General features: G+C 72.2%; 27 protein-coding genes and 2 tRNA genes. 16 read left to right on the top strand and 13 right to left on the bottom strand.

Annotation, left to right across the window (positions count from 1 at the left end):
- Positions 1-64 precede the first annotated feature (64 nt).
- Positions 65-1,510 carry an Ig-like domain-containing protein gene (locus OJ962_RS21820; RefSeq protein WP_202952528.1) on the top strand — a complete coding sequence of 482 codons (1,446 nt, stop codon included), beginning with the start codon at positions 65-67 and terminating at the stop codon, positions 1,508-1,510.
- On the opposite strand, the gene OJ962_RS21815 is transcribed toward OJ962_RS21820, so the two are convergent.
- On the bottom strand, positions 1,473-2,753 hold the full coding sequence (locus tag OJ962_RS21815) for a M20/M25/M40 family metallo-hydrolase (RefSeq protein WP_238931126.1): 1,281 nt from the start codon (positions 2,751-2,753) through the stop codon (positions 1,473-1,475). The two genes, OJ962_RS21820 and OJ962_RS21815, sit on opposite strands and share 38 nt — an antisense overlap.
- A 182-nt stretch (positions 2,754-2,935) precedes the next feature.
- On the opposite strand from OJ962_RS21815, the gene OJ962_RS21810 reads away from it, so the two are divergent.
- Both OJ962_RS21810 and OJ962_RS21805 read left to right on the top strand, forming a co-directional pair.
- A complete protein-coding gene (locus OJ962_RS21810; RefSeq protein WP_202952526.1) occupies positions 2,936-4,336 on the top strand; it encodes a serine/threonine-protein kinase in 1,401 nt (466 codons plus the stop codon).
- Positions 4,337-4,384: 48 nt separating this feature from the next.
- The gene (locus tag OJ962_RS21805) at positions 4,385-6,775 is read left to right on the top strand and encodes an ATP-binding cassette domain-containing protein (protein WP_202952525.1); all 2,391 of its coding nucleotides are present in this window, start codon (positions 4,385-4,387) and stop codon (positions 6,773-6,775) included.
- A gap of 143 nt (positions 6,776-6,918) precedes the next feature.
- On the opposite strand, the gene OJ962_RS21800 is transcribed toward OJ962_RS21805, so the two are convergent.
- On the bottom strand, positions 6,919-7,461 hold the full coding sequence (locus tag OJ962_RS21800) for a PASTA domain-containing protein (RefSeq protein ID WP_202952524.1): 543 nt from the start codon (positions 7,459-7,461) through the stop codon (positions 6,919-6,921).
- 54 nt (positions 7,462-7,515) lie between these two features.
- Here OJ962_RS21800 and OJ962_RS21795 point away from each other — a divergent pair, with 54 nt between their 5' ends.
- From OJ962_RS21795 to OJ962_RS21775, 5 genes are all read left to right on the top strand, one after another.
- Positions 7,516-7,833, top strand: coding sequence for an ArsR/SmtB family transcription factor (locus OJ962_RS21795; protein ID WP_270006598.1), 318 nt, complete (start codon positions 7,516-7,518; stop codon positions 7,831-7,833).
- A complete protein-coding gene (locus OJ962_RS21790) occupies positions 7,830-8,333 on the top strand; it encodes an SRPBCC domain-containing protein (RefSeq protein ID WP_238930956.1) in 504 nt (167 codons plus the stop codon). The genes OJ962_RS21795 and OJ962_RS21790 overlap by 4 nt, the downstream gene beginning before the upstream one ends.
- Before the next feature lie 14 nt (positions 8,334-8,347).
- Positions 8,348-9,079 (top strand): LLM class flavin-dependent oxidoreductase, encoded by a 732-nt coding sequence (locus tag OJ962_RS21785; protein WP_238930955.1) that lies wholly within the window; start codon positions 8,348-8,350, stop codon positions 9,077-9,079.
- Complete coding sequence (locus tag OJ962_RS21780) at positions 9,066-9,752, top strand: SDR family NAD(P)-dependent oxidoreductase (RefSeq protein ID WP_202952523.1); 687 nt, start codon at positions 9,066-9,068, stop codon at positions 9,750-9,752. The genes OJ962_RS21785 and OJ962_RS21780 overlap by 14 nt, the downstream gene beginning before the upstream one ends.
- Positions 9,753-9,824: 72 nt before the next feature.
- Positions 9,825-10,799, top strand: coding sequence for a hypothetical protein (locus OJ962_RS21775; protein WP_202952522.1), 975 nt, complete (start codon positions 9,825-9,827; stop codon positions 10,797-10,799).
- Here the strand turns inward: OJ962_RS21775 and OJ962_RS21770 are convergent.
- Positions 10,796-11,440: a hypothetical protein gene (locus tag OJ962_RS21770; protein ID WP_270006597.1), complete on the bottom strand. Its 645-nt coding sequence runs from the start codon at positions 11,438-11,440 to the stop codon at positions 10,796-10,798. The two genes, OJ962_RS21775 and OJ962_RS21770, sit on opposite strands and share 4 nt — an antisense overlap.
- A gap of 56 nt (positions 11,441-11,496) precedes the next feature.
- The gene (locus OJ962_RS21765) at positions 11,497-12,363 is read right to left on the bottom strand and encodes an alpha/beta fold hydrolase (RefSeq protein WP_202952520.1); all 867 of its coding nucleotides are present in this window, start codon (positions 12,361-12,363) and stop codon (positions 11,497-11,499) included.
- Positions 12,364-12,499: 136 nt separating this feature from the next.
- Between OJ962_RS21765 and OJ962_RS21760 the strand changes: the two genes are divergently transcribed.
- On the top strand, positions 12,500-14,524 hold the full coding sequence (locus OJ962_RS21760; RefSeq protein ID WP_270006596.1) for an alpha/beta hydrolase domain-containing protein: 2,025 nt from the start codon (positions 12,500-12,502) through the stop codon (positions 14,522-14,524).
- Between the two features lie 31 nt (positions 14,525-14,555).
- Complete coding sequence (locus OJ962_RS21755) at positions 14,556-16,451, top strand: M13 family metallopeptidase (RefSeq protein WP_202952518.1); 1,896 nt, start codon at positions 14,556-14,558, stop codon at positions 16,449-16,451.
- Between the two features lie 20 nt (positions 16,452-16,471).
- On the opposite strand, the gene OJ962_RS21750 is transcribed toward OJ962_RS21755, so the two are convergent.
- Positions 16,472-16,545, bottom strand: a tRNA-Val gene (locus tag OJ962_RS21750).
- Between the two features lie 66 nt (positions 16,546-16,611).
- Between OJ962_RS21750 and OJ962_RS21745 the strand changes: the two genes are divergently transcribed.
- From OJ962_RS21745 to OJ962_RS21725, 5 genes are all read left to right on the top strand, one after another.
- Positions 16,612-16,682, top strand: a tRNA-Cys gene (locus OJ962_RS21745).
- 7 nt (positions 16,683-16,689) lie between these two features.
- Positions 16,690-17,502: an alpha/beta fold hydrolase gene (locus tag OJ962_RS21740; RefSeq protein WP_202952517.1), complete on the top strand. Its 813-nt coding sequence runs from the start codon at positions 16,690-16,692 to the stop codon at positions 17,500-17,502.
- 22 nt (positions 17,503-17,524) lie between these two features.
- A complete protein-coding gene (locus OJ962_RS21735; RefSeq protein ID WP_202952516.1) occupies positions 17,525-18,409 on the top strand; it encodes an alpha/beta fold hydrolase in 885 nt (294 codons plus the stop codon).
- Positions 18,406-18,831 (top strand): helix-turn-helix transcriptional regulator, encoded by a 426-nt coding sequence (locus tag OJ962_RS21730; protein WP_202952515.1) that lies wholly within the window; start codon positions 18,406-18,408, stop codon positions 18,829-18,831. Before OJ962_RS21735 ends, OJ962_RS21730 begins: the two co-directional genes overlap by 4 nt.
- Positions 18,832-18,887: 56 nt before the next feature.
- Positions 18,888-19,295, top strand: a complete 408-nt coding sequence (locus tag OJ962_RS21725; RefSeq protein ID WP_202952514.1) for a VOC family protein — start codon at positions 18,888-18,890, stop codon at positions 19,293-19,295.
- Between the two features lie 49 nt (positions 19,296-19,344).
- On the opposite strand, the gene OJ962_RS21720 is transcribed toward OJ962_RS21725, so the two are convergent.
- From OJ962_RS21720 to OJ962_RS21685, 8 genes are all read right to left on the bottom strand, one after another.
- Positions 19,345-20,382, bottom strand: coding sequence for a hypothetical protein (locus OJ962_RS21720; RefSeq protein WP_270006595.1), 1,038 nt, complete (start codon positions 20,380-20,382; stop codon positions 19,345-19,347).
- Positions 20,383-20,615: 233 nt separating this feature from the next.
- Positions 20,616-22,019, bottom strand: a complete 1,404-nt coding sequence (locus tag OJ962_RS21715; protein WP_270006594.1) for an Nramp family divalent metal transporter — start codon at positions 22,017-22,019, stop codon at positions 20,616-20,618.
- 195 nt (positions 22,020-22,214) lie between these two features.
- Entirely contained in the window at positions 22,215-23,906 is a 1,692-nt protein-coding gene (locus OJ962_RS21710; RefSeq protein ID WP_202952511.1) for a hypothetical protein, read from the bottom strand.
- Positions 23,893-24,471 carry a hypothetical protein gene (locus OJ962_RS21705; RefSeq protein ID WP_202952510.1) on the bottom strand — a complete coding sequence of 193 codons (579 nt, stop codon included), beginning with the start codon at positions 24,469-24,471 and terminating at the stop codon, positions 23,893-23,895. The genes OJ962_RS21710 and OJ962_RS21705 overlap by 14 nt, the downstream gene beginning before the upstream one ends.
- Positions 24,461-24,835 (bottom strand): hypothetical protein, encoded by a 375-nt coding sequence (locus tag OJ962_RS21700; protein WP_202952509.1) that lies wholly within the window; start codon positions 24,833-24,835, stop codon positions 24,461-24,463. The genes OJ962_RS21705 and OJ962_RS21700 overlap by 11 nt, the downstream gene beginning before the upstream one ends.
- A complete protein-coding gene (locus OJ962_RS21695; protein ID WP_202952508.1) occupies positions 24,828-25,178 on the bottom strand; it encodes a hypothetical protein in 351 nt (116 codons plus the stop codon). Before OJ962_RS21695 ends, OJ962_RS21700 begins: the two co-directional genes overlap by 8 nt.
- Entirely contained in the window at positions 25,175-25,414 is a 240-nt protein-coding gene (locus OJ962_RS21690) for a hypothetical protein (RefSeq protein ID WP_202952507.1), read from the bottom strand. Before OJ962_RS21690 ends, OJ962_RS21695 begins: the two co-directional genes overlap by 4 nt.
- Before the next feature lie 45 nt (positions 25,415-25,459).
- The gene (locus OJ962_RS21685) at positions 25,460-26,455 is read right to left on the bottom strand and encodes a C40 family peptidase (protein ID WP_202952506.1); all 996 of its coding nucleotides are present in this window, start codon (positions 26,453-26,455) and stop codon (positions 25,460-25,462) included.
- A gap of 197 nt (positions 26,456-26,652) precedes the next feature.
- Between OJ962_RS21685 and OJ962_RS21680 the strand changes: the two genes are divergently transcribed.
- On the top strand, positions 26,653-26,787 hold the full coding sequence (locus OJ962_RS21680; RefSeq protein ID WP_255525651.1) for a hypothetical protein: 135 nt from the start codon (positions 26,653-26,655) through the stop codon (positions 26,785-26,787).
- The last annotated feature ends 7 nt before the right edge of the window (positions 26,788-26,794 follow it).

The raw sequence follows: 26,794 nt of genomic DNA, 5'->3' as shown, positions 1-26,794 counted from the left end.
GCCGGCGCCTTCACTGGTCCCGCTCGTCGCGACGGGCGGGCGGGATCAGCCGTATCGTTGCGGCATGCGCGCTGCCGTCCTGATCGTCCTGCTGCTGGCGCTTCCGAGCAGCGCCCACGCCGCCACGCTGGTCAAAACCGGCTCCACCCTGACGTACACCGCCGCCGCCGGCCGCGTGAACACGGTGACGTTCAACGTGCCCAACTCCGACCGCCCGCGCGAGGTGCGCATCACCCGGGACGGCGACGGCGACCCGATCCAGACCACCGGGTGCGGCAGCCAGGACTTCTGCACCGGCATCGAGCGGATCGTCGTGAGCCTCGGCGACGGCGACGACTTCGTCGACACGCGCAACTTCAGCGGCCCGGTGAGCCTCGACGGCGGCCCGGGCACCGACCAGCTGCACGGCGGCGGCGGAGCCGACGCGCTCGACGGCGGTGACGGCGACGACGTGCTCGACGGCGGCACCGGGACGGACGCGCTGTACGGCAACACCGGCGACGACGCGCTCAACGGCGGCACCGGCGGGGACGCGCTCAGCGGCGGCCCGGGGCTCGACGGCGCCACGCACGTGATGCTCGCCGCCGCGCCGGCCCCGACCGTCTCGCTCGACGACGCCGCCAACGACGGGCTCCCGGGCGAGGGCGACAACTACGGCTCCGACATCGAGGACGTCGCGATCCTCGGCCAGGGCATCGTGGTCCCGAGCGGCTCGACGCTGATCGGCAGCGCCGGCCCGAACGAGCTGTCCACCGGCGCCGGCACCGACACGATCGTCGGCGGCGCGGGCATCGACCGCGTCGACGCCGACGCGGGTGACGACGCGATCGACGTGCGCGACGGCTTCAGCGACCGCGTCCGCTGCGGGCCCGGCGCCGACGCGGTGACGGCGGACACGCTGGACGTGCTCGGCGACGACTGCGAGAACGTGAACGTCGCGCCCGCAGGCAACGCGCTCGACGACCGCCCGCCGACGATCGAGTGGGCCGCGCCCGCGACCGGCGCGCGGCTGGCTGCCGACCCCCCGAATACGCTCACGGTCAACGCGGCCGACGACCGCGGGCTCGCGCTCGTGCGCTTCCTCGACGACGACCGCGTGCTGTGCGAGGTCACCGCGCCGCCGTACTCGTGCGCCTACCAGGCGACCGCGGGTGATGTGGGTCGCAACACGCTCTCGGCGGTCGCGGTCGACACGGCCGGCCAGACGACCACGATCCAACGTCCGGTGATCGTCAACCGCTTCCGGCCGCGCTTCACCATCACCGTCAAGCGCGGCTTCAAGGTCAGCGGGCGGCTCGCCTCGAGCGGCGCGGGCTGCCGCGGCACGGTGACCGTGCGCGCCACCGTCGGCAAGCGCACGCTCAAGACCACGCGCGTGAAGCTCACGCGCCGCTGCACCTACGCCGCGACGGTGCGGGTCAGCCGCCGCGCGAAGCTGCGCTTCAGCGCGCGCTTCGCCGGCAACGGGCTGGTCATGGCGCGAGCTGCTTCAAGAGCAGCGCCTCGGTGAGCGCGGACTTCTCGAGCTCCTCCAGCGAGACGGACTCGTTCGCGGCGTGGATCTGCGCCGCGTCGGAGTCCTGCGCGCCCCAGAGGACGATCGCGGCGTCCGGATAGACCTCGGCGAGGTGGGCCACGAGCGGGATCGAGCCGCCGTTGCCCATCACCGCGACCGGCTTGCCGTACGCCGCCTCGAGGGCGCGGGCGGCGGCGGCGTCGGCGCGCAGGGCCAGCGGCGAGGACGCGGGCTCGACTTCGATCTCCACGTGCGCGCCCCACGGCGCCCGCGCCCGCAGGTGCGCCTCGACGGCGGCCATCGACGCCCGCGGGTCCGCGCCCGGCGGAACCCGCACCGCGACCTTCGCGCGCGCGGCCGGGATGACGATGTTGCCGGCGCCCTCGACGGCGGGTGCGTCGAGGCCGAGCACGGAGATCGCGTGCCGCGCCCACAGGCGGTCGCCGACGCTTCCCGGCCCGATCAACTGCACGCCGTCGAGCACGCCGGCCTGGCGGCGGAAGTCCGCTTCGGGCAGGTCCGCCCCCGCCCACTCGCCCTCGAAGAGCCCGTCGACGGCGACCGCTCCGTCGGCGTCGTGCAGCGTCGCGAGCAGCCGCGTGAGCGCGAGCAGCGCGTCGGGCGCCGCGCCGCCGAACATCCCCGAGTGCAGCGCGTTCTTCAGCGTGCGCAGCGTCACCGTGAGCTTGCCGTGCCCGCGCAGCGTCGTGCACAGCGTCGGCTCGCCCAGCTTCCAGTTGCCGCCGTCCGCGATCACGAGCACGTCGGCGCGCATCAGGTCCGGCTCGCGCTCGACGACCTCGAGGATGCGCTGGCGTCCGTTCTCCTCCGAGCCTTCGATCAGGACCTTCACGCGCACCGGCGGATCGAACCCGTGCGCGCGCAGCGCGCCGAGGTGCGCGACGACCCCGGACTTGTCGTCGGCGGCGCCGCGCCCGTAGAGACGGCCTTCGCGTAGCGTCGGCTCGAACGGGTCGCTCTTCCAGCCCTCGGGCGGAGCGGGCTGGACGTCGTAGTGCGCGTACAGCAGCACGGTCGGCTCGCCGGAGCCGTACTCGGCGTAGACGCTCGGCGCCTCGCCCGGCACGTCGACGAAGCGCGAGCCCGGGAGCAGCTCGCGGACGAGCGCGGCCGCCTCGTCCAGCGGCGCCCGCGGATGGCCCTCGAACGCGATCGACGGGATGCGGACGAGCCGCTCGAGGTCCTCACGCAACCGTCCGGCATCAATCGGGTCCATCGCGGGCACATTAGAGGCCGTGCGGCGGGTCGAGCGCGCATCACCCTCGCGGTCGACGGCGCCGGCCAGAGCGGCGGAGTTGAACGTCACACACGCCCACAAGCGCGCCGAACTGGGCGAACGCCTCGCGGACTGGCTCGCAGCGCACGGAAACGGTCGCCGGGTCCGTCACACTTGAGCGCGTGACCGATGTGCTCGAGGGCGCTCATATTGCCGGGTGCCGGATCGAGTCCGTCGCCGGCCGCGGAGGCATGGGGATCGTCTACCGGGCGACCCAGCTGTCGCTCGGCCGCCCCGTCGCGCTCAAGCTGATCGCGCCCGAGCACGCCGCGGACAGCGACTTCCGCGAGCGCTTCCAGCGCGAGTCGCGGATGGCGGCGGCGATCGATCACCCGAACGTGATCCCGGTCTACGAGGCGGGCGAGGAGGACGGGCGCCTGTACATCGTCATGCGCTGGGTCGAGGGCACCGACCTGCACAAGGAGCTGCGCGCGCACGGCCGGATGGACCACGCGCGGGCCGCGCGCATCGTCCATCAGGTCGCGGGCGCGCTCGACTCCGCGCACGCCGCCGGGCTGGTCCACCGCGACGTCAAGCCCGCCAACGTCCTGCTCAGCGGCGAGCACGCCTACCTGGCCGACTTCGGGCTCACGCGCTTCGCGAACTCCGAGACCAACGTCACCACCGGCGGGCACTTCCTCGGCACCGTCGACTACATGGCGCCCGAGCAGTTCCGGCCCGGCCCGAGCGACGCGCGCGCCGACGTCTACGCGCTCGGCTGCGTGCTCTACGCCGCGCTCGTCGGCCGCCCGCCGTTCGTGCGCGAGACCGTCCCGCAGACGATGCTCGCCCACCTGCACGACCCGCCGCCGCCCGCGCCCGGCGACTTCAACCGGGTGCTCGCCCGTGCGCTGGCCAAGGACCCGGCGGACCGCTTCCCGTCGGCCGGCGACTTCGGTCGCGCCGCGCTCGCGGCCGCCGAAGGGCGCTCGGTGACCGAGGAGGAGCGGTCGGTCGCGCGCGGCGCCGCCGCGCCGACGATGCAGCGCCTGTGGTCGGGCACCGTCGACGCGCCGCCGGAGGCGCCGATCGAGGAGCTCCCGCCCGTCAAGACCTACCGCGCTCGCAAGCGGCCACGCTGGCTGCTGCTCCCCCTCGTGGGCCTGCTCGCGGCGGCCGCGGTGGCGGTCGCGGTGATCCCGGGCGACGCCAAGGTCCCGCCGCCCGGCTCCCCGGTGAGCGAGGACGAGATCGAGCGGCTCGCGCGCTCGTTCGCCAACGCGTACGCCAAGGAGGAGCCGGCGGGCATCCGGCGCATCATCACCACCGACGCCGAGCGCGTGCTGCCCAACGAGCGCCAGCAGGGCCGCGACGAGGTCACCGCCGCGTACGAGCAGCAGTTCGCCGAGAGCAACATCACGCGCTTCGACCTCAGCGAGCTGGAGGTCTCCGGCGGGCCCGTCGGCCGGCTCACCGCGCGCTACACGACCGGTCGCGTCACGGGCCGCATCACGTTCAACGTCATCCGCGAGCGCACGCGGGCGCGCATCAAGCTGATCGCGTCCGAGCCGGATCCCGGTTAGCAGTATCCGAGAAGCGAAGTGGCCGCAATGGGCGCTAGCGTGCCCGGCATGGCCACGACGGAGACGCAATCGCCCACGGCTCACGCCGCTGACAGCCACGACCTGATCCGCGTGCACGGCGCGCGCGTCAACAACCTCAAGGACGTCAGCATCGAGATCCCGAAGCGGCGGCTGACCGTCTTCACCGGCGTCTCGGGGTCGGGCAAGAGCTCGCTCGTGTTCGGGACGATCGCGGCCGAGTCCCAGCGGCTGATCAACGAGACCTACAGCGCGTTCGTGCAGGGCTTCATGCCGGCGCTCGCGCGGCCCGACGTGGACGTGCTGGACGGCATCACGACCGCGATCAGCGTCGACCAGGAGCGGATGGGCGCGAACCCACGCTCGACGGTCGGCACGGTCACCGACACCGACGCGATGCTGCGGATCCTGTTCAGCCGGCTCGCGCAGCCGCACATCGGCGGGCCGGGCGCGTACTCGTTCAACGTGGCGTCGGTGTCCGGCAGCGGCGGGCTCACGATCCAGCGCGGCGAGAAGACGATCACCGAGAGCGCGAGCTTCAGCCGCACCGGCGGCATGTGCCCCAAGTGCGAGGGCCGCGGCGCGATCAACGACTTCGACCTGGCCGCGCTCTACGACGAGAACAAGTCGCTCGACGACGGCGCGCTGACGATCCCCGGCTACAGCATGGACGGCTGGACCGGCCGCATCTTCCGCGGCTCGGGCTTCTTCCCGACCGACAAGCCGGTCAAGGACTTCAACAAGCGCGAGCTGCACGACCTCCTCTACAAGGAGGCGACGAAGATCAAGGTCGAGGGCATCAACCTCACCTACATGGGTCTGATCCCGCAGATCCAGAAGTCGATGCTGTCCAAGGACGTCGAGGCGATGCAGCCGCACATCCGCGCGTTCGTCGAGCGGGCGGTGGTGTTCAAGACCTGCCCGGAGTGCGACGGGACGCGGCTGAGCCGCGAAGCGCGCGAGTCCAAGATCGACGGCGTCTCGATCGCGGACGTGGCCGCGATGGAGATCCGCGAGGTCGCCAAATGGGTGCAGACGCTCGACGAGCCGTCGGTCGCGCCGCTGCTGAAGGCGCTGCGCGAGACGCTCGACTCGTTCGTGGACATCGGGCTCGGCTACCTGTCGCTGAACCGGCCGTCCGGTTCGCTGTCGGGCGGCGAGGCGCAGCGCACGAAGATGATCCGCCACCTCGGCTCGGCGCTGACGGACATCACCTACGTCTTCGACGAGCCGACGATCGGCCTGCATCCGCACGACATCAACCGGATGAACAACCTGCTGCTCCAGCTGCGCGACAAGGGCAACACGGTGCTGGTGGTCGAGCACAAGCCGGAGACGATCGCGATCGCCGACCACGTCGTCGACATCGGGCCCAAGGCCGGTTCGCTGGGCGGCGAGATCATGTTCGAAGGGACCGTCGACGGGCTGCGCGAGAGCGACACGATCACGGGCCGCCATCTCGACGACCGGGCGTCGCTGAAGGACACGGTCCGGCAGGCGAAGGACAAGCTGGAGGTCCGCGGCGCGAACATGAACAACCTGCGCGACGTGGACGTCGACATCCCCCTCGGCGTGCTGGTGGTGCTGACCGGCGTGGCGGGGTCGGGCAAGAGCTCGCTGATCCGCGGGTCGGTCGAGGGCCACGAGGGCGTCGTCACCGTCGACCAGGGCGCGATCCGCGGTTCGCGGCGCTCGAACCCCGCGACCTACACCGGCCTGTTGGACCCGATCCGCAAGGCGTTCGCCAAGGCCAACGGCGTCAAGCCCGCGCTCTTCAGCGCCAACTCAGAGGGCGCGTGCCCGAACTGCAACGGCGCGGGCGTGATCTACATGGACCTCGGGATCATGGCCTCGACCTCGGTCACGTGCGAGGAGTGCGAGGGCAAGCGCTTCGACGCCTCCGTGCTCGAGTACACGTTCGGCGGCAAGGACATCAGCGAGGTGCTCGGGATGTCGGTCGAGGAGGCCGAGGCGTTCTTCCGCGAGGGCGACGGCAAGGTGCCCGCGGCGCACAAGATCCTCGCGCGCCTGCACGCGGTCGGGCTCGGCTACGTCAAGATCGGCCAGCCGCTCACGACGCTGTCGGGCGGCGAGCGCCAGCGCCTGAAGCTGGCCGTGCACATGGCCGAGAAGGGCGGCATCTACGTGCTCGACGAGCCCACCACGGGCCTGCATCTGGCCGACGTCGAGCAGCTGCTCGGCCTGCTCGACCGGCTCGTGGAGGACGGCAAGTCCGTGATCGTGATCGAGCACCACCAGGCCGTCATGGCGCACGCCGACTGGATCATCGACATGGGCCCGGGCGCCGGCAACGACGGCGGCACGGTCGTGTTCGAGGGCACGCCGGCCGACCTGGTGGCGGCGCGCTCGACGCTCACCGGCGAGCACCTCGCGGACTACGTGGGCACCGGTGAGCGCTAGTACGCGCGATCGCTCGGGGTCGCCGGCGCCGGCTGGGGGCGACCGGTGACCGGAAGTGTGCTGGTGGCCCATGACCGGTCGCCGGGTGGCGCCAGGCGGTGATCGGCGACCGCAGAATCGTGCGTACTGGCGTGAGCCGGTGTTTAGCAGTCCCGCTGGGTGAGGAGCGTGACGGTGGAGCGGCGGTCGACGAGCGTGCCCTCCACCGGATCGACGGCGCACACGCGGCTGATGCCGGGGATCACCCGGTCCAGCCAGCTGCCGCCCTGCTCCTCCACGGCCTTCAGGCCGAGCTTGCCGAGCGCGTCCGCGGCCTGATCGAACTCCAGCCCGACCAGCTCCGGAATCCGCACGCGCATGTCGCGCGTGACGCGGACGGCGTCCGTCGCCGGGCGCCGGCCGGTCGAGCTCGCGCTGACGTCGATGATGTTGGCGCCCGGGTCCAGCGGCACCTCGGCGTGGAACTCGCCCGCGTCGACCTCGGCGCTCTCCCCCGCGATCAGCACCGCCGAGTCCGCCGGTGAGACGGTCCCGCGCACCTCGACGCGGTCCTCGAACGTCGTCCCGCCGTCGTCGGGCGTCGTGAGCTTGAGCGTCACGCGCGGCGGGTTCGCGGTCGCCCGCGGCTCGTCGCCGCAGCCGGCCACGAGCAGGCCGGCGGCGAGAAGCAGGACGAGCGCGCGCATCGCAGTCAAGGCTACTTCTTGACATGTGACCATTTGGTCACGTATATTGTGGGTGTGACCGACGACGACCGCGTGTTCAAGGCCCTCGCCGACCCCACGCGGCGCTTGCTGCTCGACCGGCTGTTCGTGCGTGACGGCCGCACGCTGACCGAGCTGGAATCCGAGCTGGAGATGACGCGCTTCGGCGTGATGAAGCACCTCAAGCTGCTGGAGGCGGCGAACCTCGTGGTCACGCGGCGCTCGGGCCGGGAGAAGCTGCACTACCTGAACCCGGTGCCGATCCGCCAGATCCACGACCGCTGGATCGACAAGTACACGGAGCACCGCGTGTCGGCGCTCCTCGACCTCAAAGACGAGCTGGAGAACGCATGAGCACCATGACCGCTGAGACGACCCAGGTCTACCGCGTCTACATCCGCACCTCGCCCGAGGCCGTGTGGGACGCGATCACCAAGCCTGAGTGGACCGAGCGCTACGGGTACCAGGGCGTCGCCGACTTCGACCTGCAGGTCGGCGGCAAGGCCAACATGCGGCCGGGCGCCGGGATGCGCGAGTTCCCGCACGTGCCCGACACGATCATCGACGGCGAGTTCCTCGAGGTCGATCCGCCGCGCCGGCTCAAGCAGACGTGGCGGATGCTGATGGACGCCGACCTGGCCGCCGAAGGCTTCACGACGCTCACCTACGAGATCGAATCCGTCGGCGAAGGCGTCACCAAGCTCACGGTCACCCACGAGCTCGAGAACGCGCCGCGCAACGCGCACGTGGTCGCGGGCGGGATCGAGGCCGAGGGCGGCGGCGGGGGCTGGGCGTGGGTGCTCAGCGACCTCAAGTCGGTGCTGGAGACGGGGTCGCACATGGCCGCGGGCTGACAGACTGCGGCGCCATGAAGCGAGCGATCTTCGTGGCCCCGTTCGGGGAGCTGAGCGAGCCGCGGGTCGTGGCCGAGCTGGCCCGCCGCACCGAGGAGCGCGGGTGGGACGGGTTCTTCGTCTGGGACCACGTGGCCTACAAGCCGCCGGTCCGCGAGCTGGCCGACCCGTGGGTGTGCCTGAGCGCGGTCGCGATGGTCACCTCGCGCGTGCTGATCGGCCCGCTGATCACGCCCCTCCCACGTCGCCGGATGCACCAGCTCGCGCGCGAGACCGTCTCCGTGGACCGCTTGAGCGGCGGCCGGCTCGTGCTCGGCGTGGGCATCGGCTCCGAGACCACGGGCGAGTTCGACCCGGCGCGCTTCGGCGAGGAGGGCGACATGCGCGAGCGCGCGCGGCTCCTCGACGACGGGCTCGAGCGCCTGGTGCGCTACTGGGACGGCGAGTTCGAGCCGCGCCCCGTCCACGGCCGCATCCCGATCTGGGTCGGCGGGCGCTGGCCGCGCAAGAAGCCGCTGGCGCGCGCGGCGAAGTGGCAGGGCTACTTCCCGGTCGAGACCCGATCCCCGGACGACGTGCGCGAGATGGCCGTGGCACTGGGCGAAGGGTTCCCGATCATCGTCGTCAACCAGCCGGACGTGGACCCGGCGCCGTGGTTCCAGGCGGGCGCGACGTGGGTGCTGACGGGCTTCGGGCCCGAGCCCACGGTCGCGGCCGTGGAGGCGGTGATCGATGCCGGACCCTGAACGCGCGTTCATCGTCACCGGCGGGGCGGGCGGGATCGGGCGAGCGATCGTGGACCGGCTACCCGGGCACGTCGTCGTGCTGGACGTCGTCAACGGCGAGGACGCCGCCGACGAGGCGGTCGCGGCGGACGCGATCGCGCGCGCCGAGACGGTCGCCCCGCTGGCCGGGTGGGTCAACAATGCGGCGGTGTTCCGTGACGCGTGGCTGCACGAGGACGAGCCGGTGCTCGACCTGATCACGGCGAACCTGGCGCTCGCCGTGACGGGCTGCCGCGTCGCGGTGCGGCACTGGCTGCACGCCGGCCGCGGAGGCGCGATCGTCAACGTCTCCTCCCACCAGGCGCTGCGACCGGTCCGCGGCGCGCTGCCCTACGCCGTCGCCAAGGCCGCGCTCGAAGGGCTCACGCGCGCGGTCGCGGTGGACTACGGGCCGCACGGCATCCGCTGCAACGCGGTCGCCCTCGGGTCGATCGCCACGCCGCGCTCGGATGCCCGGCCCGAGCTCACCGCGGAGCTCGCGCGGCTGCACCCGCTCGGCCGGATCGGCACGCCGCAGGAGGTCGCGGACGTCGTGGCCTCGCTGCTGGCGCCCGGGTTCGTCAGCGGCGCCGTGATCCCGGTCGACGGCGGGCGGTCGGTCCTCGGCCACGACCCCGAGGCGCGCGAGCTCTGAGCGCGGTCGGCACGCGGACAGTTCACAGGAACGCGGCGCACGTGGGCGCCTCACCGTGCAGACTTCGGCGCGATGAGGCGCACCGTCCGCGAGCGGCCTGCCGAGCGCTCCGAATCCGCCGTGCTGTCGCGCGCGGCCACCTCCCCACAACACCAGGTGCTGGACCTGCAGCGCTCGGCCGGCAACGCCAGCGTCGCGGCGATGCTGTCGCGCCAGGCCGCCCCAGCGGCCGCCGCCACGCTGCCCAGCGCGGAGGAGCTCACGTCCCGCATCGCCAACTGCATCGGCATCTGGGAGACCAACCGGGGCGGTGACGCCCCCAACCCGCAGGAGTCCTCGCTGGACACCGTCGCCGGCGTGAAGGCGAGCATGGCGACGATCGAGCAGGCGACCATGCCGTACGCGCTCGACGCGCTGCGCCGCCACGTCTCGCTGCGCAACCTGGCCGAGCCGCCGCTCACGCGCGAGGAGATCGACGCCGCGATCCTGCGCGTGCAGGCCGTCCCGACGCTGCTGACCGCGATCACCACCGCGGCCGCCGCGGGCACGTCGCCCGACGACTTCATCCGCGACCGCCAGGCGCAGATCACGCCCACCGGCCTGTCGGACGAGCACGTGCGCACGATGTTCAGCGCGGTCGAGCTCAAGGAGACGATCGACACCAAGCACGGCGAGCTGGGCAAGACCAAGACGGCCAAGCAGGCGGCGGAGGAGATCCCGGAGGGCGACCGGCTCGGGCTCGGCGTCGGCTCACTGACGTCCTACATCCGCACGCCGCGCAACTGGGGCGAGAACCGCGCCGCCTGGCAGCGGCTGGCCGTGAACCTGATGCCCGGCAACGTGGGCGAGCGCGTGAACGCGGTCGCGACCTCGTCCGGCGGCACGGCGCTCGCCGGTCCGGTCGTGCGCGGCCGGGTCGACGCTCAGCTCGCGCAGACCCCGCGCCCGACCGAGCAGCAGATCGTCGAGCGCGTCGCCCAGCAGAACAACCCGAACGAGACCGGCTACGGGGCCAACGTCTGGGCCACGTACCAGCGCATCTACTAGCCGCGGTGCACGTCTCGGCCGTGCACGTTGGCCGAGAACTGCGCGCCGTCGCTGAAGGTGAGCTGCCAGCGCGTGCCCTCGAGGGCGACGTGTGAGATCGACGTGACGCGCCGGTTCGTCCGGCGCGTGACGGTGCGGACGATCCGCGCGGGCGCGCGCGGGTCCACCCGCACGGCCTCGCCCGTCGGCTTCTCGGCCGCGGGCAGGTCGGTGACCAAGCCCTTCGACGTGACGCGGACCAGCCGGACGCGGCCGTTGACGACCACGCGCGCGTCGAGGTGGTCGGTCGTCACCCGCAGCGTCTCCACGCGGGCACCGTCCGGGATCCCGGTGAGCGCCCGCTCCAGGGCCACGGCGCGCAGCAGCGAGCCGCCCTCCGCGGGGACGGCGCGCGCGGACGCCCCCTCGCGCAGCAGCCCGAACAGCTCCCCGCCGACGCCCGCTGTCCACACCGCGACGGCAGCCACGATGGCGACGAGCAGCACGCGCGACATCACGCGCCGGCCGCCCCGCCGGCGCCGCCAGGCGGGGGTGCGGCGCGCGGGCGGGGCGTACGGCGGCGCCGCGGCGTGGAACTCGGTGGTCGGCGCGAGGATCGCGGTCGGGTGCTCGACCGGCGGGGCATCGCCGATCGTGGCCACGAACTGAGGCTCCTCCCGCTGCATCGAGAGCAGAGTCGGGCGCGCGGGCACGAGCGTCAAGCCCTGACGGACGATTCTCGTAGCACCTCGCGCAGCTTGGCGGCGAACGCCTCGGGCTGACCGGCCCACCCGAACTCGCCGTCCAGGAAGCCGCCGTGGTGGCTCGGGAACACGGTCGCCTCCTGGCCCAGGTAGGCGGCGGTGCCGTCGCCGGTGCGGCCGGTGAACGTCGCGCGCGACTCCTCCCCCACCGCGATCACGATCCGCGTCGGAGCCGCCGCGAGCGCCTCGCGGTCCGGGCGGTAGTCGCGGATCGCGGCCCCGCGGTCGCTCAGCAGCGGGTCCTCACGCGTGCCGTCGTCCTCGGTCGGCATGCCGAACATCGCGGGGTCGGGCGCGGGCTGGGCGAAGTAGGCGTCGGTGTACTCACCCTCCCACGTGGTCAGCCGCATGAACGCCGCCATGCCGTGGCCCCACCCCTTGGCCTGGTAGGTGGCCTGGACGGCCTGGGTGGCGCGGCGGGCGGCCTCGGCGTCGGGCAGCATGTCGATCAGCGGCGGCTCGTGCGCGACGAGCGTGAGCACGTCTTCCGGGTGGGCGGCGACGAGCGCGAGCGCGGTCACGGCGCCGCCGGAGCTCGCGAACAGGTCGACCGGGCCGCCGACCGCCTCGATCACCGCGTGCACGTCCTCGGCCTGCACGGTCGGCGAGGCGTCGACGCGGCCGTCGTGGCGCGTGCTGCGGCCCATCCCGCGCGGGTCGTAGGTGATGACCGTGCGGTCCGGGAACAGCTTCGCGAGCGCCCGGAAGCCGCTCGCGTCCATCGGCTGGCCGATCAGCATCAGCGGCGGGCCTTCGCCCGACCCGTGGACGTCGTAGGTGATGTCGGCACCGGCGTGCGGGAGGACGTGCGTGGTGGTCATGGCGCAGAGACTCCCGGTCAGCTGGAAAGTCATCGGCGTTGACACGTGTAAGTGAACGCAGGGATACTTCGCTCGCCAGGTCCCGAACTTGAGGTGGAGGAGAACTTTGTTCGCACGCACTGCTCGCAGCGCGGCGTTGCTGATTGCGCTGACGGCGTCCGCAGGGCTCGCCGCGCCCGCGGCCGCCGTGCCGCCCGGTCCCAACGGCGAGCCGCCGCGACCGTCGACGGCCACCGGGGCGACCGTTCCGGCGCCGACCGTCAGCGGCCCGGTCGCGAGGACGTCGCCGGTCGGCGATCCCGCACACGGCTACCCGTTCCTGGCCACCGACGTCGACCTCGCCAAGGCGGGTTACGTGGAAGAGGAGTTCCTGATCTCCGGGCAGGCGACCCGCTACGCCACCGGCAACAGCACCACGACCGCGACGGTCACCAGCACCGGGCATCCGTACACGACGCGCATCGTCGTGCGCCGTCCCACCTCGGCCGCGAAGTTCAACGGCACAGTCATCGCCGAGTGGAACAACGTCAGCAACCAGTGGGACCAGGAGGTCGACTGGTTCCAGACGCACGAGCACCTGCTGCGCCAGGGCTACGTCTGGGTCGGCATCTCCGCCCAGCGCGTGGGCTTGCACTCGGCCACCGGCCTGAAGGCGTGGAGCCCGACGCGCTACGGCGCGCTCGACGCGACCGCCGGCAACACGATCACCGACGACACGCTGTCCTTCGACATCTTCTCGCAGGCCGTCAAGGCGCTGCGCAGCCCGGCCGGCACCGACCCGCTCGGGCCGCTGGCCGCGCCCGACTACGTGATCGCGACCGGCCACTCCCAGTCCGGCGGCCGTCTGCGCACGTACGCGAACTCGATCCAGCCGCTGTCGAACATCCTCGACGCGATCATCCTGCACGGCAACGGCGGCACCATCCGCACCGATTTGCCGACACCGGTGTTCCGCATCAACTCCGAGGGCGACATCTCCAGCGGCATCGGCAACAACTCCCGCCAGGCCGACTCGGCGACCTACCGCAACTGGGAGGTCGCGGGCGCCTCGCACGGCGACTGGAAGCTGATCACGGACTACGGCCCGCTGCGCAAGCGCGACATCGGCACCTACCCTGGCGGCTATCCGGGCGAGCCGAACACGTGCGCGCTGCCGTCGCTCTCGCGCGTGCCCCAGCACATGGTGCAGAACGCGCTCGTCGACCACACCGTCAAGTGGGTCGCGTACGGGATCGCGCCGCCGACCGCACCCGTCATCACGACCAGCGGCACCAACACGGTCGAGCGGGACAGCCTCGGCCTCGGACAGGGCGGCATCCGCCTCGCCCAGCACGAGGTGCCGGTGCGCGTCAACAGCGGCTCGAACACCGGCCCCGGTTTCTGCTTCCTGGACGGCAGCTCCGTGCCGCTGACCGACTCGCAGCTGGCCGAGCTGTACCCGACCGTGCAGGCCTACGTCGACGAGGTCGTCGCCGTCACGCTCGAGAACGCCGAGAAGGGCTTCATCCCGGCCGACTTCACGCGCGATCCCGCCTGGTACACGGACATCCGCGACCTGATCGACGAGTACGGGACGCGGCTCGGCGGCAACGCCGCGCAGCTGAAGGCCCTCATCGCCTCCGCGCAGGCGGCCGGCGAGGCCGACGACAAGTACCGCGCGATGCTCTACCTGGACATGGCGTCCTCGCTGACGTCCCACTCGGTCACGGACGCCGCCGCGCGCGACGGCATCCTGCGCCAGACCAAGGCGGTCAGCGCGCTGCTGTGGAAGCAGATCGACGCGCCGACCTCCGTCTCGGTCCAGACGACCGTTGCCGGCGTCACCGCCGGGACGCTGTCGTTGGAGCTCGCCGGTGCGGCGTCGTTCCCGCCGTTCATCCCGGGCGTCACGCAGGACTACACGACCTCGACCCAGGCGACGGTGACCAGCGCCGCGGCCGACACGACGCTGTCGGTCTCCGAGCCGGGCCACCTGACCAACGGCGCGTTCACGCTCCCCGAACCGCTGCGCGTCGCGTTCTCCAAGTCCTCCTGGACCGGCCCGGTGCCGAGCGAGAAGGTCGACATCACGTTCAAGCAGCTGATCAAGGACAAGGACCCGCTGCGAACCGGGACCTACTCCAAGACGCTGACGTTCACGCTGTCCACCACCAACCCGTAGGCCGCGGCCGGCAGGGCCATACCCTTGAGGCATGGCCCTGCTCGGTTCCGATCGCGACCCGTCGGCTGATCCCGGCGTCGACTTCTACCGCTTCGCCAACGGCGGCTGGCTGGACGCCAACCCGATTCCTGCGGGCTACGGCTCGTGGGGCGCGTTCGAGGAGGTCGGCCGGCGCAACGAGCTCGCGCTGCGCGAGCTGCTCGAGCGGGCCGCCGAGGCGCCCGCGGACGCGCTCGACGGGCTGCTCGGGGACGCGTTCGCCGCCGGCATGGACCTGGAGGCGATCGAGGCCGCCGGATTGGAGCCGATCGCGCCGCTGCTGCGGGCGATCGAGGACGATCCCGCGGCCGCGTTGCCCGCGCTGCACCGCGCCGGGATCTTCGCGCTGTTCGGCTGGTACGTGACCGTCGACCACGACGATTCCGGCCGCTACCTGCTGTGGCTGGTGCAGGCCGGGCTCGGTCTGCGCGACCGCGAGCGATACTTCGACCCCGCCGACGACGCCGTCGCGCTGCGCGCGGCGTACGTCGAGCACATCGCGGCGCAGCTCGCCCACGTCGGCTTCGACGCCGCGCGGGCGGCGGACGTGCTCGCGTTCGAGACCCGGCTCGCGGGGCTGCACCTGAAGGCGGAGGAGCGCCGGGACGTCGACCGCACGCACAACCGCCGCACGCCGGCCGACGTCGAGGAGTACGCGCCCGGCTATCTGCTCGCGATCGGCGCGGGCGCGGCGGAGAGCGTGAACGTCGAGAATCCGCGGCTGCTGGAAGCGCTCCCCGGCGTGCTGGCGGAGGTCGATCCCGAGGTGCTGGGCGCCTACCTGGCGTTCACGGTGGTGCGGACCGTCGCCAACGCGCTCCCCAAGCGCATCGACGACGAGGACTTCGCGTTCTACGGCCGGCGGATCCGGGGCCAGCAGGAGCAGCACGAGCGCGGCAAGCGGGTGATCGACGCGATCGGCGAGGACCTCGGCGAGGCGCTCGCGCAGCGCTACGTCGCGCTCCACTTCGCGCCCGAGGCCAAGGAGCGGGCCGCGGCGATGGTCGCCGCGATCCTCGAGGAGATGCGCGCGTCCATCCGGACGCGGGACTGGATGAGCGCCGAGACCAAGCTGCGCGCCGAGGCCAAGCTCGACGCCATGCGGGTCAAGATCGGCTACCCGGATCGGCCGCGCGACTGGTCCGGCCTGTCACTCGGGCGCACGACCTACGCCGCCAACCGGCTCCGGGCGACCCGCTTCGAGCTCGACCGCCAGCTGGCGAAGCTCACCGAGCCGGTCGACCGCGAGGAGTGGGAGATGCCCGCCCACATCGTCAACGCCTACTACCACCCGTCACTGAACGAGATCGTCGTCCCCGCCGGGATCCTGCAGCCGCCGCTGTTCGACGCCGCGGCCGACGACGCCGTCAACTTCGGCGGCATCGGCATGGTCACCGCGCACGAGGTCACGCACGGCTTCGACGACCAGGGCCGCCGCTACGACGCGGACGGCGCGCTGCGCGAGTGGTGGACGCCCGAGGACGCCGAGCGCTTCAAGGCGCTGGCCGACCGCCTCGTCGCCCAGTTCGACGCCTACACCGTGCTCGGCGACCTCCCCGTCAACGGCCGTTTGACGCTGGGCGAGAACATCGCCGACCTCGGCGGCCTCGCGCTCGCGCAGCGCGCCCACGCCCGGGTGTCCGCCGGTGCGCCCGCCGTCGACGGCCTCACCCCGGCGCAGCGCTTCTTCCTGTCCAACGCCACCCTCTGGCGCGCGAACATCAGCCCCGAGTACACGCGCACGCTCGCCGGGATCGACCCCCACAGCCCGCGCAGCCTGCGGGTCCTGGGCCCGGTCTCGAACCTCGAGGCGTTTCGCGAGGCGTTCGGATTGGCCGACGACGCGCCGATCATGCGGCCACCGGGCGAGCGCATCGAGATCTGGTAGCGCACCGCCGGGCTCGCGAGTGGGCGATACTGGATTCGAACCAGTGACCTCACGCATGTCAAGCGTGCGCTCTAACCAACTGAGCTAATCGCCCGTACGGGGCGATCAGAGTAGCAACCGCGTCCGCCCGCCGACGGGCTAAGATCATCCGCCCTACCCCGGCGCCGTGGTCGAGTGGCTAGGCAGCGGCCTGCAAAGCCGTGTACACCGGTTCGATTCCGGTCGGCGCCTCTTTTCGTTGCTCGCGTTCGACACTCACGGCAGCGGCGAGCCGCTCGTCCTGGTGCACGGGCTCGCGACGACGCGGTTGATCTGGCGGCGCGTGGTGCCGCTGCTGCGCGACGGGCGCGAGATCACGGCGCTCGACGTGCCCGGGTTCGGTGAGTCGCCGCCCGCGGGGCCCGGGTTCGAGCTCGAGGCGGTCGCGGACGTGATCGCCGAAGGGCTCGCGCACATCGACGGTCCGATCGACCTGGTCGGCCACTCGCTCGGCGGGTCGCTGGTGATCGCGCTCGCCGAGCGCCACCCCGAGCGGGTGCGGAAACTCGTGCTGGTCGCGCCCGCCGGGCTGCGGCGTATGCCCGCGCCGCTCGCGCGGGTGGTGGGCGCGGCCGCCGAGCGGGCGATCCCGGTCCGGCGCTTCGGGGCGCCGCTGGCCGACACCGAGTGGGGCCGGCGGTTGCTGATGTCGCCCGGCACCGCCGATCCGGCTTCGATCCCGCCCGCCGAGGTGCGGGCGATGCTTCACGCGTCGGCCGGCGCGGAGCGGATCGCGGACGCGCTGCGCGCGGCGGCCTCGGCGGACCTGCGCGAGCGGCTCGCGCGGCTGCCGATGCCGGTCGGCGCGATCTGGGGCGAGCGCGACCGGATCATCCCGTCGGGCGGGGTCGAGACGCTGCTGGCCGCGCGGCCGGGCGCGCCGGTGCAGCGCGTCCCCGGGACCGGGCACATCCCGATGATGGAGCGCCCGCAGGCCTTCGCCGCCGCGCTCGTGCGAACCCTGCGCGCGTTGTCACCGACTGAAAACATCACGGAGGGCGTCACGGACTAGGGTGATTTGCAGGGAATTTGCCGTGAACCAGCTGCGTGTCTCGACCACCAGTGTGCGCCTCGCGGACGGCCGTCGGCTCGCGTTCGGCGACGCCGGCCCGCTCGACGGTCAGGCCGTGATCTACATCCACGGCGCGCTCGGTGCCCCGCTCGACTGCCACGGCGAGTTCGCGGAAGCGCTGGAGGAGCTGGGCATTCGCCTGCTGATGCCGCAGCGTCCCGGGTTCGGCGAGTCGACCGCGCATCCCGGCCGCTGCCTGCAGGACTTCGTCCGCGACCTCGAGCAGCTCACCGACGCGCTCAGGATCGACCGCTTCGGCGTCGTCGGCGTCTCCGCGGGCGGCCCGTACGCGGTCGCGTGCGCGCACGGGTTCGACGACCGGCTCACCGCCGCCGCGGTCGTCTCCTCGCTCTCGCCCCTGTGTGCGCCCGTCGACGTACCCGGCCTCCCACGCCGGATCCGGCTCCCGCTGCGCGCGCTCGCGGCGGCGCCGAAGCTCACGGCGCGGCTCGGCGACCGGGCGGTGGCGCTCGTCCAGCGCCACCCCGTGCTCCTGCAGCGGGCGATGACCGTCGGTGCGCCGCCCGTGGACCGCGTCCACGCCGCGACCAACAGCCACGCGCACAGCTCCTTCCTGACCGCTGCGCGCGGCGGGGTCGCCGGGCTGGTCGAAGACCACCTGGTGACCTCGCGCCCGTGGGGTTTCCCGCTCGACGAGGTGCGCGGCGAGGTGCACGTCTGGCACGGGATGGCGGACGCGTTCGTCCCCGCCGACCACGCGCTGCACCTGGTGGCCAGCCTGCCGCGCTGCCGCGCGTGGTTCGACCCCGGCGAGGGGCACTTCTTCTTCCGCCGTCGCGCGCGCGACATCCTCGCCACGCTCTGCGGCGATACGCTCGCGGTGTGAACCCGGAGGAGCTCGCCAACCTCGCTCATCTGCGCCGGGCCCGCGACCAGATCGACCGTGAGTACGCGCAGCCGCTCGACGTCCCCAAGCTCGCGCGCACCGCGCTGATGTCGACGGCGCACTTCAGCCGCCAGTTCAAGGAGACCTACGGCGAGACGCCGTACTCGTACCTGATGACGCGCCGGATCGAGCGGGCGAAGTCGCTGCTGCGGCTCGGCGACATGAGCGTCACCGAGGTGTGCTTCGCGGTCGGCTGTACGTCACTGGGCTCGTTCAGCGCGCGCTTCACCGAGCTGGTCGGGATGACGCCGTCGGCGTACCGGGTGAGCGATCACAGCGCGCTCGTGCGGGTGCCGGGGTGCGTCGCCAAGCAACTCACGCGCCCGGCACGCAACACGAAGACGCTTGCCGGTCTTCCCTGACGGCAGGAGCAGAAATGGAGAAGCCAAGCGGGCGGTCGCGGCTTAGCCTCCCGGGCATGGAACTCTCCCTTTCAACCTGCTTCGTCGTCGTCAACGACCCGGACGAGGCGCTCGCCTTCTACCGCGACACGCTCGGCCTCGAGGTGCGCAACGACGTCGCCAACGACGGCTCGCGCTGGATCACGGTCGGCGCTCCTTCGCAGCCGAGCGTGAACATCGTGCTGACCAACTACCTGGACGGCTCGCCCGCCGACCGAGAGGCGGTCGCCGGGCTGGTGGCCAAGGGCGCGCTCAACGGCGTGAACTTCACCACCGCGAACGTGGACGAGACGTTCGAGCGCGTGCGCGCGGCCGGCGCGGAGATCATCCAGGAGCCGACGGATCAGTTCTGGGGCGTGCGGGACTTCGCCATCCGCGACCCCTCCGGCAACATGGTCCGGATCGACCAGCCCCCGACGGAGTAGCGCGCCTAAGGTCAGATGATCGGGGTGGGGCGGAGGGGATGTCCCGCCTTCATTTTCCCTTCGGGCAGCGGGTGAGCTTGGACTCGCCCGGCTGCTGGCACTGGTCCGTGCGCAGCGGCGCCTTGCCCTTGCGGATCTGGATCGTCGAGACCTTGGTGATGTAGCCGGGCTTGGAGATCGCGATCCGGAGCTTGATGCCCGCGGGCAGCACGCGCTGGAACTGCGTGATCCGGAACAGCTTGGTGGCGCGCGCGACCGACTTGGTCGGGCAACCCTTGCCGGAGCAGGTGACCGTGATGGTCGCGCCCTTCGGCGCCTTCACCGACAGCACCGTGATGTTCGCCCCGCCGGTGGTGAGGCGGCCGCTGATGCGCACGACCGGGTACGGCTTGATCATCCTGGTCGCGCGCTCCGTCGCGCCCAGCACGCCGCCGGCGGCGGGGACCGCAGCGGTGCTCTGCGACGCGGCCGGCGGGTCCGGCTGCGGCGTGGGCTGCGCGTCCGGGGCCGGGGTCGGCGTCGGCGTGCCGGGGACCTCGCCGCCCGGCGTGACCGTCACGACCGGGCTCGGCGTCTTGACGGGCGTGGCCGTCGGCACCGGGGTCTTGACGGGCGTCTTGACCGGCGTGGCCGTCGGCACCGGCGTCTTGACGGGCGTCTTGACCGGCGTGGCCGTGGGGACCGGCGTGCGGGTCGGCGTCGGCGTGGGCGTCGGCGCCGCCGTGACCTTGGCGGTCGGGGCGGACGAGCGGTACTCGATCTTGTCGAAGTCGAGCCCGCGCACGACGTCCCACCACATCGCCGCGGCCTTCACGACGCGCAGGTACTTGTTGTTGTCGTTCGCGGTGACCGTGTACGTGGAGCCGAGGTCGTCGGTGAGCCACACGCAGCGTTCCGGCGACGTGCTCGTCTGATCGCAGCGCAGCCAGACGTACTCGATCAGCACGCCCTGCGGGCCGCCGGCGGAGGCGCCGCTCGCGGTCAGCGTCTTGCCGATGTGCGCGGTCCCGCTGATGGACGGGGTCCCGCTCACCCACGGGCGGGACTGCGCCGACGCCATCGACGGCCACGCGCAGAGCGCGAGCACCGCCACCAAAATCGCCTTAGTGCTGCTGTTTCGTGCTGACAAGCTGCCGCGCCTCCATGCGGGTCCCGTCCTGGTCCTGACAAGCTTGACTTGAATCGGCCGAAGGTCAACTCGGCCGATCGTCCAGACGAAGGTTCAGGTCGACAGCAGGCCGAGGACGGCCGCGGCGACGTACAGCACCGCGAACGTCGCGGCGAACACTACAAAGCGGGCGAACAGCCTGCGTCCGAGCATCACATCAGCTCCCCGACCTGGACGATGACGTACCAGCCGGCGAAGAAGCCGTAGAACGCGACGCAGAACAGCAGCACGCCCAGGCGCACGCCGCCCACGCGGATCGCCTTCGGCAGACCGGTGCGGTTGAGCTTCACCAGCAGGCACGAGTAGACGAACATCACGATGCCGTTCAGGCAGGCGCTGAGCACGAGCAGGACCAGCGGCTGGTCCATGCCGGACAGCAGCACGCACACGCCGGCGGTGCACATGCCCCACACCACGAACGTGTAGATCTTGGACTCGCTCCACTTCTCGTTGTCACGCAGGTGCAGCGTCTTGAGCACGTCGGCGACGAGGCGCGCGACGTAGTCGATCACGCCGAGCGCCACGAGCACGAGCGAGATCGTGCCGAAGATCCAGAAGAACGTGCCGAACCACGGGCCGACGACGTCCTTGAGGGCGTTGCCCTCGGCGAGGATGAAGTCGAAGTCGGGGCTCTCGGACAGGTTCGCGCCGACGCCGACGGTCGAGTACGCCAGCACGGAGAACGTGATGATCGAGGCGAGGCAGATCGCCCAGAAGGAGACGAGCTGCTCCTTGTTGGCGACCTTCCACCAGCCCTTCCAGCGCTTCAGGTTCTCCTCGTCCTGCTTGATCATGTGCCCCGTCGAGGGCTGCGGCTCCGGCTCGCCGGTCAGCGGCGACTCGATCTTGGGCACGTACTTGCCCATGCCGAAGCCCTTCTCGCGGATCCAGTTGGACTGCACGAGGTTGTTGGCGCCGCCCGCGCCCGCGAACACGAGACCCGCGAGGAGCGTCGCTATCGCGACGTCACCGGTCGGCAGCGTGCCGAGCGTGTTGGCGTTCTCGCGCAGCTCGCCCCACGCCGACACCTCGATCGCGGCCACGACGGCGACCGCGAGGAACACGAGCGTCAGGCCGACCTTGAAGAACTCGGCGGTCTCGAGCGCCTTGTAGACCACCGGCGAGGTGGTCAAGGCCACCCCGATGGCTATGCAGACGATCACCGCGATCGTCGTCGGGTTGCCGCCGACCAGATAGGTGAACGTGGTCGCGCCCGCGGTGCCCCAGCCCGGCCAGAGGTTGGGCACGATCGCGCCCACGCAGAACACCAGGCCCCAGGGCTTCCAGTAGCGCGCGAAGCCGGCGATCGCGGTCTCCCCCGTGGCGAGCGTGTAGCGCTCGATCTCCATGTTGAGGAAGTACTGCAACGTGACGCCCACGACCGCCAGCCAGAGGAAGCCGAGGCCCACGTTGGTCGTGATGTAGGGCCACAGGATGTACTCGCCCGAGCCCACGCCGACCCCGGCGAGGATCACGCTCGGTCCGAGCACCTTGCGCAGCGGCAAGGGCTCCGGCATGTCCATGTACTCCATCGGCGGCAGCACATCGCTGCGCACCTCAGGGGCGTAGAGGGCTTCCCCCGGCGCCTCCCCCCGGTCGAACCGCCCACCTGTCCGAGTGTTCTCGGTCTCGGCTCCGCGTCCCACGGTTCCCGCCATGTCCTCACCTCTCCTCCACGGCCCGCTCGTGGGCCGCGGCCTGTGTCAAGGAACAGTGGCTTTGTTGCCGGACCGTCAAAAGGTCAAACGTTCTTAGGGCGTGGCGGTGGCCGTCGCCGTCGCGACCGGGGTCTCCGTGGGGGTCGGCGTGGCGGTCGCGGGGGGCTCCACCGCGGGCGTCTCGGTCGGCTCGGGCGTGGCCGTCGGCGTCTCGGTCGGCTCAGGCGTCGCGGTCTCGGTCGGCGTCGGCGTCGGCGTCGGCGTCTCGGTCTTCTCCGGCGTCGCCGTCGGGGTGGCCGTGGCCGTGGGCGTGGCGGTCGGGGTCGGCGCGGGCTCGCGCGCCTCGCGCTCGGTCGGCACGCCGCCGTAGCGCGCCTCACGCGCGGGCGTGTAAGAGGGCCGGCCGCCCGGGATCTCGCGCACGCCGCCGACCGCCTCGCCGACGGTGCCCCTCTCGCCCGGCCGGATCGGCTCGTAGTCGCCGTTCGGCCACCACGTGTAGGCAGCAAAGGCGCTGAAGCCGAGCGCGACCACCGTCGCGACCCGTGGCCTGGCCAGCAGCCGGCGTCCGGCGCGGGCGAGGCTGAACGCGATCGCCCCGCACGGCAGCGCCAGCGCCAGCACCTGCAGCACGGCGGCCGCGACCGCGAGCGGCCCGTCGGCGTCGCCCAACCGGTCGAGCTGGAGGCCGAGCGAGTCCCACGCCGTGGCGAACATCCGCGGCGCGCCCATGATCGCGACCACGAGCATGAACGCCAGCACCGGCACGAGCGCGAGCACGTACGCGGACACCACCACGCGCACCCACGGCTTGAGCTCCTGCACGCGCGCGTCCGCCTCCCGCCCCGGCACGAGCGAGGCGAAGATCGGCTTGATGCGCGACAGGATGTCCGGCACGCCGGTGAGGTCGGAGACGACGTAGTAGCCGTCGAAGCGCAGCAGCGGCAGCAGCTGCTGGAACGCGATCGTGTGCATGACGACGATCACCAGCACGAGCGGGTCCCAGCGCGTGACGGCGAACGCCGCGCCCGCCGCCAGCGCGAACAGCAGGTTGAAGTAGACGCCGCCGAGGTCGGTCCGCAGCCGGCCTGGGCGGTTGAGGCGGTAGGCGTCGGTGACGTCGCAGTAGAACGCCGGCCAGACGAGGTACACGCCCGCGCCGAGCACGCCCGGTCGCGCGCCGCCGTAGCGGCACGCCGACGCGTGCCCGATCTCGTGGAACGCGGTCGCGACCACGACCGTCGCGAACATGGCGACCAGCAGCAGCGGCGAGTACAGCGCGTCGCGGAACCCGCCTGCGACGCCGTGGGCGAAGAACACCCACACGTCGAGCGCGATCACGGCGCCGAGCGCGAGCAGCAGCACCGGCGGCCAGAACAACGGCCGGAACACGGCCGCGACGCGCTGCACCGGGCCTTCGGGCACGAGCGCGCGCCGGAACTTCAGGCCGAGCAGCGGCGCGCGCTTCTCGAGCTTCGGCGAGGTCCCGTCCGCCGCGGCCAGCACGGCGAGCGGGCGCAGCTTCTTCTCGACCAGGAACTGGACGTTGTCGGCGCTGACCGTCCGGCCGTAGCCCTCGGTCACCACGGCCGCGATGTCCTCGTAGGTACGCGTGCCGTCGACAGCCTCGGCGACCAGGTACAGGAGCTGTGTGAGCTGGATGACCTGGCCGTCGGAGCGCCGCACGATGTGCGGCGGCTCCTTGAACCCCGAGCCCTCGTAGACGCCGATCAGCTCGACGCCCTCCGCGGGCTGCGGCCGGTGGACGGTCTCAGCTGTCGTCATCGCCGCGGTCGCGGGAGCGCAGCACCTTCCACGACTTGCCCGAGCGCGGAACGAGCTCGTTCTGCAGCACGTCGAGGGCCCGCGCCTCCTGGGCCTCGAGCGCGTCCGCGAGCTGATCCACGGTCAGGTCCTGATCCTCCAACTTGCGCAGCTCATGCCGCACCGACGCGAGCGTGAGCAGGCCCTTCGCGGTGAAGCGCACCGGCTTGTCGACCACCCGGACGAGCTGGCGCGCGCCCGCGTAGACGACGCAGCGCGTGCATTGGTCGTTGACGGCGACGGCCTGGTTGACCGGCGCGAACTTCTCCGGCTGGCCCTCGACGATGACGATCTGGAACGCGATCGCCGTCGAGCGGCAGTCGCTGCAGCGCGCGCCCGCCTGGGCGACGTTGCGGTGCTCGACGACGCCGCCGCGCTGGCGATCCAGCGACCACGCGAAGTCGAAGTCGCGCCCGCCGTCGGTCTCGATCGTGGCCGTCGCCGTGTTGTCGCGGGCCTGCGCGGCGCTCGCGGGCGCCGCGCAGATCAGCGCCGCCACGAGGGCGGCAAGCGCCCTAGTCGCCACCCTGACCGATGTTCGAGTCCTGGTTCGTCTCGGCGTTCGCGACGCCGTCGAGGTCCTGGACGATGGTGGAGTTCTGGGTCGCCGCCGCGGCGGCGGTGGCGTCCGGCGAGGCGACGTTGGCCGCGACGGCGGCGTCGATCGGCGCCGCGACGTTCGCGTTGGCCGCGACCGCCGCGCCCACCGGGGCGGCGGCGTCGGCGCTCAGGTCCACGTTGACGTCGAGGTCGAGCAGCCCGCCGGCCCCGGCGAGGTCGAGCGCCTCGCTCCCGGGCAACGAGGGCGGAAGCGTCGACATCGCCTCGCGGTCGGGCAGCGAGGCGGCGTTCTGCGCCTCGAGCTCCTCGGGGGTCAGCTCATCAGCCATCGGTCGGCTCTCCCTGCTCGATGTCGGACACCTGGTCGGACGTGGCGTTGGCCTCGCCCTCGAGGCTCTGGCCGATGACGGACGTCTGCGTCGCGCTCGCGCCGGCCTGCGCGCCCTCGGAGAGGACGTTGGCCGAGGCCGCGGCGTCGATCGGCAGCGCCGCGTTGGCGTTGGCGGCGACGCTCGCGTTGACCGGCGCGGCGAGGTCGAGCGCGGCGTCGATGTTCGCGTCCAGGTCGAGGATCGGCGGCATCGCCGGCAGCGTGGACATCGCTTCGCGGTCCGGCAGCGCGGTCGCGTCCTCGGCGGCCATCTCCTCCGGGGTCAGGCCCTTCTCGCTCACGACGGGTCCTCCTGGTCGACCTGGCCGATGATCACGGTCTGGTCCGCGTCGGCCGCGGCGACCGAGGAGACCGAGTTGTTGTTGACCGCCAGCGCCTCGTTGATCGGCATGGCGAAGTTGTCGAACGAGCCCGTGATGTCGGGCGAGATCGTCGACATGGCCTCGCGGTCGGGAAGGGCGGCGGCGTCCTGCTCGGCGAGCTCGCGCTCGCTCAGGCCTTCAGGGTGTCGCTCCATGATGGAGCGAGGGGTTCCCGGCGCTCAACGCACCGAAAACCCGCGTCACTTCGGGTTGACGATCCGGCGGGCCCAGGTGAAGCGATCGCGCCGCCAGTCTTCCTCGAGTGAGGAGACGTAGACGCCCTGACCGGACGCGTGGATCATCCAGCGGTCGCTGAGGGCGATGCCGACGTGATCGACGCCGGCTTCGGTCGCCTTGGCGGTGAAGCTCGCGCGCCCGAAGAACACGAGGTCGCCGGCGCGGACGGCGTCGAGCCGGATGCGCTTGGCCTTGGGGATCTCCCCCGCCTGCTGGGCCGCCGTGCGCCCGCCGACGCGCCGGCCCGCGGGATGGCCGGAGAGCCTGAACACGCGCCAGACGAAGCCCGAGCAGTCGTAGCCGCCGTGCGCCTGATAGCCCCAGTAGGAGGACTTGGCGTCGGTCTCGCCGCCCCAGATGTACGGCATGCCGATCTTGCTCACCGCGACGCGCAGGGCCTTGCGCGTCTGGGCGCCGTAGCGCGGGAGGCTGAACGTCGAGAGCTGCGCGCGGGCGTGCTCGGCGCCCCAGTCGCCGATTCGCAGCAGCGTGTCCAGCGAGTGCGCGGCCTCGGCGCGGGTGATCGGCTCCCACGGGTACAGCTCGAGCGCGTCGTCCTTGAACGGGTGGTTCGTCCGCAGGCCCAGGAACCGGGCGACGACCTCGGTGCCGAAGTGGCGCGGCGGGCGCAGGCCGGCGTCGCGGGCGGTGCGCTGCACGTGCTGCGCGACGTCGTCGAGGCCGAGCGCGCGGACCAGGCGCGCGTCGAAGGCGATGACGGAGAGCTTGGCGGCGGACGACGCTGCGACCGGCTCGCCCGTGATGACGGTGAGCGCGTTGGAGAGCTGGGCGCCGGTGAGCGGGCGCTCGCCGTGGAAGCGGCCGTCGGCCAGGCGCCCGAGCACGCCCTGCTCCGCGACCCGCTCCTGCTGGTCGAGGTTCCAGTTGGCGCGGGTCTTGGCTTCGGCGGGGGCCGCGACGACCAGCGTGGCGGCGGCGGCAACGATCAATCGGCGCATCTGCGTTCTAGATCGGTTGAACCCGCGGGACGATTGAACGTTGCGTCATCGGTCCGACCGCGCAACCATGGTGGGCATGGAGCTCGCCATCGGGCTCACGATCTACCTGACGTTCGGCGCCTGGCTGACGTTGCCGTATCTCGGCGCCCCCGAGATCTTCGGGCGGCTGTGCATCGGCCTGTGCGCGTCCGAGCTGCTTGGCCGCGACGGCCTACGCGGCCACCGGCCACGCGACGTTCGCGGCCGTCGCGGGGACGCAGATCCCGGTCGTGGCGGGCCTGGTGGGGGCGCTGGCGTTCGCCTACGCGGTGTTCGTCGTCCGCGACTGGTAGTACACGC

This window comes from Solirubrobacter deserti, assembly GCF_027587175.1.
GTDB classification, from domain to species: Bacteria; Actinomycetota; Thermoleophilia; order Solirubrobacterales; family Solirubrobacteraceae; genus Solirubrobacter; species Solirubrobacter deserti.
The sequence above is the reverse complement of the archived record's forward strand: the minus strand, read 5'-3'. Positions and strand labels throughout refer to the sequence as shown.